This window comes from Shinella agrisoli, from assembly GCF_046557955.1.
In the GTDB taxonomy this organism is placed as follows: Bacteria; Pseudomonadota; Alphaproteobacteria; order Rhizobiales; family Rhizobiaceae; genus Shinella.
Window position 1 is genome coordinate 109386 of sequence record NZ_JBJIEP010000003.1, and the last position, 13415, is coordinate 122800.

Here is a 13415-nt window from a genome sequence, read left to right on the forward strand (position 1 = left end):
TTGTTCTTGCAATGTTCTCATTCCGGCGATAGGAATATAGTCATTGAATCGGGGCAGGCGCTCCGCCGGAGACAACCATGAACGATCTTGCGAACCTCAGGCAGGGCGCCCTTGCGCCCGGCCACGGGAAGGACGTTGCCGAAGCGCTGATGGCCCAGACGGGCATGCGCGTCGACGCGGATCGCCGGCGCGGGCGCGGAGCGGGCCTCAACTTCACCGGCCGGTTCGAGCCGGTGACGCGCGAAGGCTTCGACGACGGCTGGCAGACGCTGGAGGAGCTGCCGCCCTTCCGCACGGAGGTGCAGGTCGAGCGCCCGCGCACGATCATCACCCGCAACGAATCGCCGGACATTCCCTTCGACCGCTCGATCAATCCCTATCGCGGCTGCGAGCACGGCTGCATCTACTGCTTCGCCCGGCCGACGCATGCCTTCATGGGCCTTTCCGCCGGCATCGATTTCGAGGCGCGGCTCTTCGCCAAGCCCGATGCGCCGAAGCTGCTCGAACGCGAGCTCTCCAAGCCCGGCTACAAGCCGCGCGTCATCGCCATCGGCACCAACACCGACCCCTACCAGCCGATCGAGAAGGAATGGCGCATCATGCGCCAGATCCTCGAGGTGCTGGACAAGGCGAACCATCCGGTCTCGATCGTCACCAAGTCGGCGCTGGTCATGCGCGACATCGACATCCTCTCCCGCATGGCGGCGCGGGGACTTGCCTGGGTCGGCATCTCGGTCACCACGCTCGACCGCAAGCTCGCCCGCACCATGGAACCGCGCGCGGCGACGCCGCCGCGCCGCCTGGAGGCGATCCGCGCGCTGACGGACGCCGGCATCCCGACGGCCATCATGATGGCGCCGGTCATTCCCGGCCTCAACGACCACGAGATCGAGCGGGTGCTCGATTCCGGCAAGGCGGCCGGCGCGCTGGAGGCGAGCTACGTGCTGCTGCGCCTGCCGCTGGAGGTGAGCCCCCTCTTCCGCGACTGGCTGCTGCGCCACTATCCGGACCGCTACCGCCACGTCATGTCGCTGGTGCGCTCCATGCGCGGCGGCAAGGACTACGACGCCGAGTTCGGCAAGCGCATGAAGGGCGCCGGCCCCTATGCCTGGCAGATCGCGCGGCGCTTCGAGATGGCGGCCAAGCGGCTGGAGCTGACCCGCACCCGCCGGAGCCTTGCCAGCGACCAGTTCGTGCCGCCCTCCGGCAGCGGCGTGCAGCTCTCGCTGCTGTGATCCGGAGCGATGCCGCTCCGGCTGGAAATGCTCCGGGCCATCCGGCGTGCCGCCCCGGCCCCGCAATCGCGGGAACCGGGCGCAGGGGCCGGCCGGCCCGGTTCGGGCCTTGCGCCGTCGCCGGCGTCAAAGCCGGCGTGATGTTCGAATGCCTGCGTGCCTGGCCGGTTTCCTTGCCGATCCGGCCGGCACGCGATCCCTTTCCGGCCGCGCCATCCCCTGGGCGCTCCGGATGTCCTCCGAGGCCGCCGCATCGCTCGGAGGACTTGCGGGAAATCGGATGGATGTGCAAGGTCTCCGCCATGGCCAAAAGCATGTCCTCCGATTCCCGCCTTCTTTTCGACCTGCCTGAAGGGCCGGATTTCTCGATGGAGCTTGCGGCCCGCAGGCGCGGTCTCTGGCCGGTCGCCGGGACGGACGAGGCGGGCCGCGGGCCGCTTGCCGGCCCCGTGGTGGCCGCCGCCGTGGTGCTGGATCCCGGCAACATCCCTGGCGGGCTCAACGATTCCAAGCAGCTGAGCGCGGCACGGCGCGAGGCGCTGTTCGCGCTCATCATGCAGACCGCCTTCGTCTCCGTCGCCTCCAGCTCGTCGCGCCGCATCGACGTCGTCGACATCCGCAAGGCGAGCCTCGATGCCATGCGGCGCGCCGTCGCGGGCCTGGAGGTCGCCCCGAAGCTCGTGCTGACCGACGGGCGCGACGTGCCGCCGGGCCTTGCCTGCGAGGGCCGCGCCGTCGTCAAGGGCGACGCCCGGTCGCTCTCCATCGCCGCCGCCTCCATCGTCGCCAAGGTCATGCGCGACCGCATGATGGCCCGCGCGGAAACCACCTTCCCCGGCTACGGCTTCGCCATCCATGCCGGCTATGCGACGGAGATTCACCGCAGGGCCATCGAGGCCATCGGCCCCTGCCGCCTGCACAGGATGAGTTTCCGGCCGTTAAAGCAGGACTGAAGCGGCAGGCGTCGCCGTCTGGCGCAGCCGTCGCCTCAGGGAAAACGCGGGGCGCGGTTCCACGTCGAGCCCCTCATTCGGCCAGCCGGCCATTTCTTTCGGCAAGCGGAGAAGGAATGGGCCGCGCCGTTTTTCCGTCTCTGCCCTCCTCACATCGCCATTGCAAATCAAATAAGTGTATGCTTATCTCACTCCCATGATCGAGAACGAGATATTCAAAGCCCTGGCCGATCCCACGCGCCGCGCGATCTTCGAGAAGCTGGCGGACGGGGCGATGAACGCCAGCGCGCTGCGCGACGGCATGAAGATCAGCCAGCCGGCCATGTCCCAGCATCTGGCGGTGCTCCGCGGTGCGGGGCTGGTGCGCGAGGAGCGGCAGGGCCGTTTCGTGAACTACGAGGTCGACCCGGACGGGCTTGCGCTCATTGCCGGGTGGCTCGCGAAATACCGCGCCTACTGGCCGGCGCGCATCGATGCCTTGCGGGATTTGCTGAGGGACATGGACCAATGAACGACAGGACAGGCAGGCAGGCGAAGGACCTCGTGCTCGAATACGACCTCGACGCGCCGCCGGAAAAGGTCTGGCGGGCGATCAGCATTCCCGCCTTTCGCGAGCGATGGCTGCCGGACGGGCAGCTCGCCGACGGCGCGCCGGTCTCCACGGTGCCCGGCGAGGAGGTGCGCTACCGGATGCGGGATGACGACCCGCCCCATCTCGAAAGCCTCGTGGCCTTCCAGCTTCGCCCCAACGGCGTGGGCGGCACCACGCTGCGGATCGTCCACGGCCTCGACGATGCGCAGCTGAGGCCACCCGCCCTGAACGACAACGGGCCCGCGCTGATGCGCGCCGCCTGACACCACCCCCCCCCCCGCCATCTTCAACAAGACAGGAGTTCGCCTATGCGCGAAGCGATGCAGCTCGTCCCCATGGTCGTCGAGCAATCCAGCCGGGGCGAACGCTCCTTCGATATCTATTCCCGCCTGCTGCGCGAAAGGATCATCTTCCTCAATGGCGAGGTGAACGACACCGTCTCCGCCCTTGTCTGCGCGCAGCTCCTGTTCCTGGAGGCGGAGAACCCGAAGAAGCCGATCCAGCTCTACATCAACTCGCCCGGCGGCGTGGTGACGAGCGGCTTTGCGATGTACGATACGATGCGGTTCATCCGCGCGCCCGTGCACACGCTCTGCATGGGCACGGCGCGCTCGATGGGCTCGTTCCTGCTGATGGCGGGCGAGCCCGGCACGCGGGCCGCACTGCCCAATGCCTCCATCCTCGTCCACCAGCCGTCGGGCGGCTTCCAGGGGCAGGCGTCGGACATGCTCATCCATGCCGAGGAAATCCTGAAGACCAAGCAGCGCATGACGCGGCTCTATGCTAAGCACTGCGGGCGCAGCTACGAGGAATTCGAGAGCGCGATGGATCGCGACCGCTTCATGACGGCCGAGGAGGCGCTGGAATGGGGCCTGATCGACCGCATCCTGACCGAGCGCGATGCCGGCGAGCTGTATCTGCCTGAAGCATGAAACAAGAAAGGCCGGATCGCTCCGGCCTTCTCAATTCGTTCCGTGAAGCACCCTCAGTTGAGGCGGGTCTTCACTTCGCTGATGGCGTTGTCGAAGAGCTTCCTGCCGGTCGCGGCATCGGCCTTGGAGGCGATGACCTTTTCGGCGGCGGCGACCGCGAGGTCGACGGCGGCGGCGCGGACGGCGTTGATCGCGTCGGCCTCGGCCTGGCGGATCTTCTGCTCGGAGAGCGCCGTGCGGCGGGCGACGTATTCCTCGGTCTTCTGCTTGGCTTCGGCCGTCAGCGCGCTCGCCTCGCGCTCGGCGGCGGCGACGATGCCGGCGGCTTCCGCCTCGGCGTCCTTGCGCTTGCGCTGGTATTCGGCGAGCAGGTGCTGGGCCTCCTCGCGCAGGCGCTTGGCTTCGGCCAGCTCGTTCTGGATCTTCTCCGCGCGCGCATCGAGGCTCTTGGCGATCATGCCCGGAACCTTGAGATAGGCGATGAGGGCGAGGAACAGCAGGAGGCCGACAAAGGCGAAGAATGTTGCGTCGAATGCCATGGGAGCCTCCTTACTTGCCTGCGGCCGATTTGACGGCCGAGGCGACCTCGGCCTTGGTGGCCTTGACGCCGATCAGCTGCTCGACGACGGCCGCCGTGGTTTCCTCGGCGATCGTGCCGACGTCGGCAAGGGCCTTTGCCTTGATCTCGGCGATGCGGGTCTCGGCACCGGCGATCTTGTCCTGCAGCGAGGCTTCGATCTTGGCGCGCTCGGCGTCGGCCTTGGCCTTGGCTTCGTCGCGGGCGCTCGAGGCGATCGCGTTGCCCTTGGCGCGGGCGCTGGCGAGCTCCTGCTCGTAGGAGGCGATCGCGGCATCCGCTTCCGCCTTCAGGCGCGAGGCTTCGTCGAGGTCCTGCGCGATGCGGTCGTGGCGCGTCTCGAGGATGCCGCCGATGCGCGGAATGACGACCTTCGACATGAGAAGGTAGAAAAGACCGAAGGTGATCGCCAGCCACAGGAGCTGCGATGCGAACGTGGTCTGGTCGAACGGCGGGAAGACGCCGGTGGCGTGCTCGTCGCCATGTGCCACACCCGTCTCGGTGTGCACCTCGCCTGCCGGCTGGGCCTCATGCGTGACGGCAGGAGTTTCGGCCTGGGCGATTTCGAAAGGGGTGGACTCGGCCGACGCCGGGGTCACGGACATGCTCACCTCCAGGGGGCACTCTCAATCATGTACTCAAGCGTACGGCGGACCACGGCCCCGAAGGGGCCATGGCCCAGTCCTCAGCCGATATCAGACGGCGAAGAGGAGGAGGAGAGCGATGAGCAGCGAGAAGATGCCCAGAGCTTCCGTAACGGCGAAGCCGAATACGAGACGGCCGAACTGGCTGTCAGCAGCAGACGGGTTGCGCAGAGCGCCGGCGAGATAGTTGCCGAAGATGTTGCCGAGGCCGAGAGCCGTGCCGGCGAGACCGAACGTGGCAAGACCTGCGCCGATGAACTTTGCTGCTTCCGCTTCCATGTTGAACTCCTTGAATGGGTTGTTGCGGCTTATGAGCGACGCCGGGGAGGCGCCGACGACTGTTTCCTAGTGACCACCCGGATGCACGGCATCGTTGAGGTACATGCATGTCAGAACTGCGAAGACGTAGGCCTGCAGGAACGACACGAGGAATTCGAGACCGGTCAGGGCGACGGTCATGAGTAGGGGCAGGATCGAGCCGACCACGCCGACGGCGCCGAGCGCGCCGAGCGAGGTGACGAAGCCGGCGAAGACCTTGAGCGTGATGTGGCCCGCCAGCATGTTGGCGAAGAGACGGATGGACAGGCTGATCGGACGCGAGAGGAACGAGATGACCTCGATCGAGACGACCAGCGGCAGGAGCGCGCCGGGCACGCCGGAGGGAACGAAGAGCTTCAGGAAGCCGAAGCCGTGCTTGTAGAAGCCGTAGACCACGACCGTGCCGATGACGAGGAGCGCGAGCGCGAAGGTGACGATGATCTGGCTGGTGACGGTGAAGAAGTAGGGCACCATGCCGAGCAGGTTCGCCGTCAGCACGAACATGAAGAGCGAAAAGACGAGCGGGAAGAACTTCATCCCGTGGCTGCCCGCCCCTTCCCTCAGCATCGAGGCGACGAACTCGTAGGACATTTCCGAGACGGACTGCATGCGGCTCGGCACGAGGCCGCGCTGGCCCGTCGTAAAGTAGAGGAAGCCCGCGGCGGCCGCGACGGTGGCGACCATGAAGAGCGAGGCGTTGGTGAAGGAGAAGTCGATGCCGCCGATCTCGATCGGAACAATCTTGTTGACCAGGAACTGATGGGTCGGATCGTTTGCCACCGTCTATCTCTCTCGCTTGCCCGCCTTGCGGCGGAAGTCACCCACTATGCGGACGTGCCCTCAGGCATCGTCCCTCGTCTCGGTCTCTTCCCGTCCGCTGCGGGCCTTGGCGGGCTCGCGGCCCGCCAGCCTGTCGACGGGATGGGGCGATGCCACCATGCCGGCCGCGCGCATGACGTTCAGAACGCCGGCACAGAAGCCGAGGAGCAGAAGAACGATCATCCCCCAAGGCCCTGTACCCGCAAAATGGTCCAAAAGATAGCCCAGAAGCGCCCCGACGATGACGGCCGCGACGAACTCGCTCGAGAGCTTCATGGCGACCGCGTAGCCCTTGCGGCTTTCGGATGCCCGCGTCTCGGCGGCCTTGTCCGCCCCGTCCTCCCTGCGCCGTTCCGCGAGCTCCGCGTCCAGGCGTTTCAGCCGGTCTTCCAGACTTCCCTTTCGATCGTCGGCCATGGCACCCTCCCTGTTGGTTCCGGCGGAGCTTTCGCCCCATTGCGGACATATTGAAGGCTAGGGTTCAAGCCATATCCGACCCCTTTTGAAGTCGGGCGCAACATAGTTTTAGGTGCCGGCATAGTCAAGGCATGGCGGAGCTTTGCGCCACAGCAAATATATCAAGCAAAATCAATTCGTTAGAAAGAATCGCGCGGCAGGCGCGACTCTCCGCCCCGCAAATCGCGGGCGCCGTGGCGCGGACTCACCACGCCCCGGCCTGTTCCCTCGGGAAGGCGTCAGCTCCAGCCGCCGCCATAGGTGCGGTAGAAGATGTGCTTGCCGATCTTCGCCACCCGCTTCATGGTCCGGCCCCACGGCGGGCGTACATAGGTGGCATGGTAGTGGGTCGCGGAACCGACCTCCTCGAACCAGATCTTGCCGGCGGTGACCGCCATGGCGATCTCCTTGGCGGTCTTCCAGTGCCACGGGGACAGGATCAGGTCGGGGATGCGGTCGCAGGCGAAGGAGAACTGGCAGCGGTTGCGCCAGTTCTCGTTCTGGTAGACGACGCCGCAGATGGTGTCCGGATAGGCGGGGTTGCGCACGCGGTTGAGGATGACCTGCGCCACGGCGGCCTGGCCCTTCAGCTCCTCGCCGCGCGCCTCGAAATAGATGCCTTCGGCCAGGCACTTCTGCTCCTTGGCGGAGAAGACCTCGGCCGGCAGCGCCGTCGCGGCCCAGGCGTGGTCGTCGGGAGAGATGTCGGGAATGAAGCGGCCGAGCTCCTTCTTCGGCTTCAGGATCGAATCGAAGGGCGATTCCCGGGCATAGTCCGGCTCGATGCGCGCATAGGCGGTCGCCAGCACGTCGGCCTTGTCGTTGGTGACGAGGCTTGCGATGACCGGCGAGACGCCGGCATCCTTGTAAACGGGCTTCTTCTTGTAGAAGGCGGTCGCGATCTCGATTTCCTTGCCCTTGATGTTCGGCTTGGCGAAGGCCATGCGCTGGCCGGTATCGAAGGCCGGCGAGAAGAGCGAGCTGGTGCGGTCGAGGATCGAGCCGGCGGCAAACCCCTTCGGCGGCGTGACCGGCAGGACGGCGACGATGCGGCCCTTCTTGTCGCGGCGGTTGACGCGGTCCTCGTCGGGGATCGCGCCCCTGCCCTTGTGCTCGCTGCGCAGCGCGGCCTTGACGCCGCCCGGAAGCTCCACCCCTGCCCCGCTCTCCACGCCCCCCGTGATCATGGCGTCGGCAAAGGCGATCTCGACCTCGTGCACGGAGCCGGCCGGCGAGCGGGTCAGCACCATGGTCTGGTTGCCGCCCTTGCGGTTGAGGCCGGCGAGGTAGGTGGCAAGGTCGGTATGGGCCGCTTGCGTGGGAAGGCTCGCGGCAAGGCAAAGACCGAGGGCGAGCGGCATCTTCCATTCGAGCGCCCGGACGCCTTCGCGCAATTGCGGCGGCAAGACCGCGGCGCAGGTTTGCCGGAACTGCTGGAGATACCCGAAAAGGCGGCCTGCACCTGCACGACGAATGCTACGCTTACGCAACTGACTACTCCGCACCTGATGCGCGTGCAGGCTCCTGCGCCGGCCTCAGACCGGCGTGTCTCCCTGCCCGGATAATGTTCGTATGGGAGCCTGCCGTGCCGAGGCACGGGCCCGAAGCGGCTCGTTCTCGGGGTAAAATGATGCATTAACCTTGATGCTTGGTTAATGCTGATGGACGGGTTTGGGGAGGCCGCTCACCGTCCCTTCCCGTTTTCGTCAGATGACGACGTGCGAGCCCAGCTCGACGACGCGGTTGGTCGGCAGGCGGAAGTAGTCGGACGGGTCGGTGGCGAGGTTGGCAAGGCCGATGAAGAGCCGGTCCTGCCACATGGGCATGCCGGACTGCGCATCGGGCACCAGCTTGCGCCGGCCGAGATAGAACGAGGTCGACATGATGTCGAACTTGTGGCCGGCCTTGCGCATCAGGCCGAGCGCCTGGGAGACGTTCTGCGTCTCCATGAAGCCGAAGCGCATCTCGATGCGCGAGAAGCGTTCGGAGATCCTCTCCACGGTGAAGCGCTCGGCCGGAACGACGCGCGGCGTGTTGGCGGTCTTGACCGTCAGGATGAAGTTCTGCTCGTGCAGGACGTGATTGTGCTTGATGTTGTGCAGGAGCGCGGCCGGCGCGAAATCCGGATCGCTGGTCAGGAAGACCGCCGTGCCGGAAACCTGTACCGGCGCATGGGCACCCTGCTTTTCCACCGACTTGACGAAGGCCTGCAGCGGCACCTCGATGCGGCGCGTCTTCTCGCGCAGGATCCGCGTGCCGCGGGTCCAGGTCCACATCACCACGACGACGGCGGCGGCGATCATCACCGGCACATAGCCGCCGTCGTGCACCTTCAGGAGGTTCGCGCCGAGGAAGGTGAGCTCGAGCAGGAAGAGCGGCATGAGCACGGCGGCGGCGGCAAGCGGCGTCCAGCGCCAGCGCGCGCGCAGGAACTCGAAGGCGAGCACGGTGGTCACCACCATCGCGCCGGTGACGGATATGCCGTAGGCCGTCGCCAGCGCCTCGGACGAGCCGAAGATGAAGACGAGCAGCATGACGCCGAACAGCAGCACCGTGTTGACGCCCGGCAGGTAGATCTGCCCGGTCTGGGTCTCCGAGGTGTGGAAGATCTCCATGCGCGGCAGGAAGCCGAGGTGGATGGCCTGGCGCGCCAGCGAGAAGGCGCCGGTGATGACGGCCTGGCTGGCGATGATGGTCGCCGCCGTCGCGAGGATGACGACGGGCAGCAGCGCCCATTTCGGGAACATCAGGAAGAACGGATTTGCGATCGTCTCCGGATGGGCGAGCACCAATGCGCCCTGGCCCAGATAATTGAGCGTCAGCGCCGGGAACACCAGACAGAACCAGGCCCACTGGATCGGCCGGCGGCCGAAATGCCCGAGGTCGGCATAGAGCGCCTCCGCGCCGGTGACCGTCAGGAAGACCGCGCCGAGCACGACGAGGCCGACATAGCCCTCGTGCACCATGAAGAGCACGGCGTAATAGGGATTGAAGGCCGAAAGGATGGCGAGATCGTCGCTGATGTGGACGATGCCGCCAAGCCCCATGACGACGAACCAGACGGCGGTGATCGGCCCGAAGAACTTCGAGACCGCCGCCGTTCCGAGCGACTGCACGGCGAACAGCACGACGAGGATGACGACCGAGATGGGCACGACGTAGTCGCCGAGCGTCGGCGTCACGAGCTTCAGGCCCTCGACGGCCGAGAGAACCGAAAGCGCCGGCGTTATCATCGCATCGCCGATGAAGAGCGCGGCCCCCGCCGCGCCCATGAAGAAGAGCACGGTCGCCCTGCGGCCCGCGGTCTTCATGAGCAGCGCCAGCAGGGAGAGCGTGCCACCCTCGCCGTGGTTGTCGGCGCGCAGCAGGAAGAGCACGTATTTGATCGTGACGATGACCGTCAGCGTCCAGATGATCAGCGAGATGAGGCCGATGATCTCCGTGCGGGACACGCCGTCATGCGCGACGGGGCGCAGGGCCTCGCGGAAGGCATAGAGCGGGCTCGTGCCGATGTCGCCGTAGACGACGCCGACGGAGCCGAGGGCGAGGAGAAACAGCGTGCGCCCCCGGCCGTGGAAATGCGGTGCGCTACCGGAATGTGCTTGCATGGGCGATCAGGCTCAAGCTAGAGCCAGCCTTTCCAGCGGAAGAAGAAGAACGGCAGGATTGCCGACAGCACCATCGCCACGAGCGTCAGCGGATAGGCGTAGACGAGGCGCAGTTCCGGCATGTGCTCGAAGTTCATGCCGTAGATCGAGGCGATCAGCGTCGGCGGCAGCAGCACGACGGCGGCGATCGAGAAGATCTTGATGATGGCGTTCTGCTCCAGGTTGATGAGGCCGAGCGAGGCGTCGAGCAGGAAGGTGATGTTGCCGGCGACGAAATTGGCGTGCTCGGACAGCGACTGCACGTCGCGCGTCACCGTGCGGCACAGCTCCAGGCTCTCGCGGTCGGACTGGAGCGCCGGCAGCGCATGCAGGAAGGTCAGCACGCGCGAGAGCGACATGAGGCTGTCGCGCGTCTTGGCGACGAGGCGGTGGAGCGCCGAGACCTGCACGACGCGGTCCTCCAGGTAGCGCGGCGGACGGCGGGAGAGGTGCCGCTTGTCGCCGAACACCTCGAGGGAGAGCTTGTCGGCCCGCGCCACGGCGATTTCCAGGATTTCCGCCGTGCGGTCGGCGATCGTTTCGAGAAGGCGCGTGATCATCACCGTCGGCGAGGAGCAGCCGCCCGGAATGCGATGCATCGCGCTCTTGAAGAGGGCGAAGGAGCGCGGCTCCGCATAGCGCACGGTCAACAGCCTTTCGGCCGTCAGAATGAAGGCGACGTCCGTCAGGTGCGGCAGGTGGCTTTCGGCGTTCACCATCAGCGAGGCGGTCATGTAGGCGGCGCTGCCGTCCGTATAGAGGCGGCTCGACGGCTCGATGTCCTTGAGCTCGTCGCGGGTCGGCACCTCGATGCCGAGCATGCGCTCGATCAGGGCTTCCTCGCCGCGGTCCGGCTCGACGAGATCGACCCAGACGGCGCCGGCGAGCGCGTCGGCAGCGGCGGAATCGGCTTCTGTCGGCAGGGGGCGCGCCTCGCCGTTGGAACGGAAAACCGTAATCACCGGCGATCGGCTCCGGGGCGGACCATCGCTCATACTCCCGAATGGACGCCGCCGCACCACGCGCGGCAGGCAGGGGATATTGCGCGGTGCAACATGAAAATCAAGGCCCGGCTGAAGGTCCTTGAGGAATGCGGGAGGGTTATCCCCCTCCGTCGTGCCGGGCGGCGGGCTGGATACGTCCGAGGCCGCCTATTCGAAGACGATGGCCGGCGCGCCGCGGGCGCCCTTGCCCTGCACCGCCTGGAGTTCCTGCCAGACGCGGGTGGCGATCTCGCGGTAGACCTTGGCCGCAGCGCCGTCCGGGTTGGAGACGACGACGGGCGTTCCCGCGTCGGAGGTCTCGCGGATGTCCATGGTCAGCGGCACCTCGCCGAGGAAGGGCACGCCGATGCGCTCGGCCTCCTTCCTCGCGCCGCCGTGGCCGAAGATGTCGTAGCGGTTGCCGGTGTCGGGCGCGATGAAATAGCTCATGTTCTCGACGATGCCGAGCACCGGCACCTCGACCTTCGAGAACATGTTGAGGCCCTTGCGCGCATCGATGAGCGCGAGATCCTGCGGCGTGGAGACGATGACGGCACCGGCGAGCGGCACCTGCTGGGCCATGGTGAGCTGGGCGTCCCCCGTGCCGGGCGGCATGTCGACGACGAGCACGTCGAGCTCGCCCCAGGCGACCTCGCGCAGCATCTGCATCAGCGCCGACTGGATCATCGGCCCGCGCCAGATCATCGCCACCTCCTCGTCGACGAGGAAGCCCATGGACATGACCTTGATGCCGTAGTTCTCCATCGGCTTGATCATGCGCCCTTCGAGCTGCTGCGGCCGGCCGGAGATCTTCAGGAGGCGCGGCATGGAGGGGCCGTATATGTCCGCGTCGAGGATGCCGACCCGAAGGCCGTTCGCCTTCAGCGCCAGGGCGAGGTTGACCGAGGTGGTCGACTTGCCGACGCCGCCCTTGCCGGAGGCCACCGCGATGATGGCGCCGACGCCGGGAATGCCGGATTTCGCGCGCTGCTGCGGCTGGCCGGGCGCGGCGTGGCCGTGGGCGGCATGGCCGCGGCCGGGCGGCGGGGCCGGCGCGCGGGTTGCGGCCGGGCCGGAGGCGGCGCGCTTGTCCGCCGTCAGCGCCACCATGGCGGCCTTGATGCCGGGAATCTCCTTGACGACGCGCTCGGCGGCCGCACGCATCGGATCGAGCTCGCGGGCGCGCTCGGCCGGCACGGTGATCGAGAAATAGACCTTGCCGTCGGAGATGAAGACGTCCGAGACGAGGCCGAGATCGACGATGTTGCCGTCCATGTCCGGGCCGCGCACCGTGCGCAGCCGTTCCAGCACCTGTTCCTTGCTTACATCCGTCATGAAACCCTCGAACATCCCGTCGCGGCGGCAGACCGCTGCCCTTTTGCGTAGATAGTGCACGGAAAGGCCGCCGCCAAACGATTTCCCTGCGACCAACGGCTTCGGCTTTGCGGCAGGTTGCCTCAGTTCAGGCGATCAGCCCGCGGCGGATGGCCTTGACCACGGCCTGGGTGCGGTTGACCGCCTCCAGCTTGCGGGTGACCTGGTTGAGGTAGTGGTTGACCGTGTGCTCGGACAGGCCGAGGATTTCGGCGATCTCCAGGCTCGTCTTGCCCGCCGCCGTCCAACTCAGGCACTGGATCTCGCGCTCGGTGAGCACGACCTGGCTGGATTTCCAGGCCGAGCCTATCTCCGCCAGCCGGTTGAAGAGATGGACGGAGATCATCTGGAGCATCAGCCGATCGTCGCGGCTGAGCGTCGCGCTCTCGCCGCCCCAGACGATGGCGCCGCGGTTGCCGAGCGCATCGTGCACCGGAAAGAAGTGGCCGACCAGCATGCCGTGAGCGGTCATGACATCGAGCAGCTCCGTGAAATCCGCGTCCTCGGAGGATTCGCCGATCCATTCCCGCATGTCGTAGGAGAAGGGAACCGTGGTCAGCCGCAGCTTACGGATGCCCGCGCTGTGGCGGACCATGCGAATGGCGTCGTACTTGGCCAGCATTTCCTGCGGCCAGTTGCTGACGATGGAATAGGCGGAAAGCTTCTCCGCCTCGAAACCCGGCAGGGTGAAGGCGATGAAATATCTGAGGCCGTATTCCTCGCACTTGCGGCGCATGTAGCGCACGATGTCGAACTGCGTCTCGAGGGCGGCGATCTCGGCGCCCTCGTCCTGTACCTGGTTCTCGCCGCTGCTGGTCTCGTCCGCTGTCATGGTGCCCCGCATTGGTTATTCCTCGCCTTGGGCAGTTGGAGCGGGACCGCACG

15 protein-coding genes are annotated in these 13415 nt (G+C 66.6%); 5 read left to right on the plus strand and 10 right to left on the minus strand.

What is annotated here, in order from left to right; translation table 11 throughout:
- Window positions 1-77 precede the first annotated feature (77 nt).
- The 5 genes from ACIIOY_RS03325 to ACIIOY_RS03345 all read left to right on the plus strand — a co-directional run bounded on the left by ACIIOY_RS03325 (window position 78) and on the right by ACIIOY_RS03345 (window position 3712).
- Window positions 78-1235 carry a PA0069 family radical SAM protein gene (locus ACIIOY_RS03325; protein WP_411033204.1) on the plus strand — a complete coding sequence of 386 codons (1158 nt, stop codon included), beginning with the start codon at window positions 78-80 and terminating at the stop codon, window positions 1233-1235.
- A 302-nt stretch (window positions 1236-1537) separates the two neighbouring features.
- Window positions 1538-2188: a ribonuclease HII gene (gene rnhB / locus ACIIOY_RS03330; RefSeq protein ID WP_502226611.1), complete on the plus strand. Its 651-nt coding sequence runs from the start codon at window positions 1538-1540 to the stop codon at window positions 2186-2188.
- 196 nt (window positions 2189-2384) lie between these two features.
- The gene (locus ACIIOY_RS03335; RefSeq protein ID WP_411033206.1) at window positions 2385-2699 is read left to right on the plus strand and encodes an ArsR/SmtB family transcription factor; all 315 of its coding nucleotides are present in this window, start codon (window positions 2385-2387) and stop codon (window positions 2697-2699) included.
- On the plus strand, window positions 2696-3043 hold the full coding sequence (locus tag ACIIOY_RS03340; protein WP_411033207.1) for an SRPBCC family protein: 348 nt from the start codon (window positions 2696-2698) through the stop codon (window positions 3041-3043). The genes ACIIOY_RS03335 and ACIIOY_RS03340 overlap by 4 nt, the downstream gene beginning before the upstream one ends.
- A gap of 45 nt (window positions 3044-3088) precedes the next feature.
- Entirely contained in the window at window positions 3089-3712 is a 624-nt protein-coding gene (locus ACIIOY_RS03345; protein ID WP_411033208.1) for an ATP-dependent Clp protease proteolytic subunit, read from the plus strand.
- A 53-nt stretch (window positions 3713-3765) separates the two neighbouring features.
- On the opposite strand, the gene ACIIOY_RS03350 is transcribed toward ACIIOY_RS03345, so the two are convergent.
- The 10 genes from ACIIOY_RS03350 to ACIIOY_RS03395 form a co-directional block, all read right to left on the minus strand.
- A complete protein-coding gene (locus ACIIOY_RS03350; protein WP_411033209.1) occupies window positions 3766-4251 on the minus strand; it encodes a F0F1 ATP synthase subunit B in 486 nt (161 codons plus the stop codon).
- 10 nt (window positions 4252-4261) lie between these two features.
- Window positions 4262-4894 carry a F0F1 ATP synthase subunit B gene (locus ACIIOY_RS03355; protein ID WP_411033210.1) on the minus strand — a complete coding sequence of 211 codons (633 nt, stop codon included), beginning with the start codon at window positions 4892-4894 and terminating at the stop codon, window positions 4262-4264.
- A 90-nt stretch (window positions 4895-4984) separates the two neighbouring features.
- Window positions 4985-5212, minus strand: a complete 228-nt coding sequence (locus ACIIOY_RS03360) for a F0F1 ATP synthase subunit C (protein ID WP_024270186.1) — start codon at window positions 5210-5212, stop codon at window positions 4985-4987.
- Window positions 5213-5278: 66 nt separating this feature from the next.
- Window positions 5279-6031 carry a F0F1 ATP synthase subunit A gene (locus tag ACIIOY_RS03365; RefSeq protein WP_411033211.1) on the minus strand — a complete coding sequence of 251 codons (753 nt, stop codon included), beginning with the start codon at window positions 6029-6031 and terminating at the stop codon, window positions 5279-5281.
- A 60-nt stretch (window positions 6032-6091) separates the two neighbouring features.
- Window positions 6092-6487, minus strand: a complete 396-nt coding sequence (locus tag ACIIOY_RS03370; RefSeq protein WP_411033212.1) for an AtpZ/AtpI family protein — start codon at window positions 6485-6487, stop codon at window positions 6092-6094.
- Window positions 6488-6765: 278 nt separating this feature from the next.
- Window positions 6766-7887, minus strand: coding sequence for a cell wall hydrolase (locus tag ACIIOY_RS03375; RefSeq protein WP_411033348.1), 1122 nt, complete (start codon window positions 7885-7887; stop codon window positions 6766-6768).
- A gap of 345 nt (window positions 7888-8232) precedes the next feature.
- Window positions 8233-10134, minus strand: coding sequence for a potassium transporter Kup (locus ACIIOY_RS03380; RefSeq protein WP_411033213.1), 1902 nt, complete (start codon window positions 10132-10134; stop codon window positions 8233-8235).
- A 17-nt stretch (window positions 10135-10151) separates the two neighbouring features.
- Window positions 10152-11135 (minus strand): magnesium transporter CorA family protein, encoded by a 984-nt coding sequence (locus ACIIOY_RS03385; protein WP_411033214.1) that lies wholly within the window; start codon window positions 11133-11135, stop codon window positions 10152-10154.
- Between the two features lie 189 nt (window positions 11136-11324).
- The gene (gene apbC, locus ACIIOY_RS03390) at window positions 11325-12491 is read right to left on the minus strand and encodes an iron-sulfur cluster carrier protein ApbC (RefSeq protein WP_411033215.1); all 1167 of its coding nucleotides are present in this window, start codon (window positions 12489-12491) and stop codon (window positions 11325-11327) included.
- A 127-nt stretch (window positions 12492-12618) separates the two neighbouring features.
- Window positions 12619-13374, minus strand: a complete 756-nt coding sequence (locus ACIIOY_RS03395) for a helix-turn-helix transcriptional regulator (protein WP_411033216.1) — start codon at window positions 13372-13374, stop codon at window positions 12619-12621.
- Between the last annotated feature and the right edge of the window lie 41 nt (window positions 13375-13415).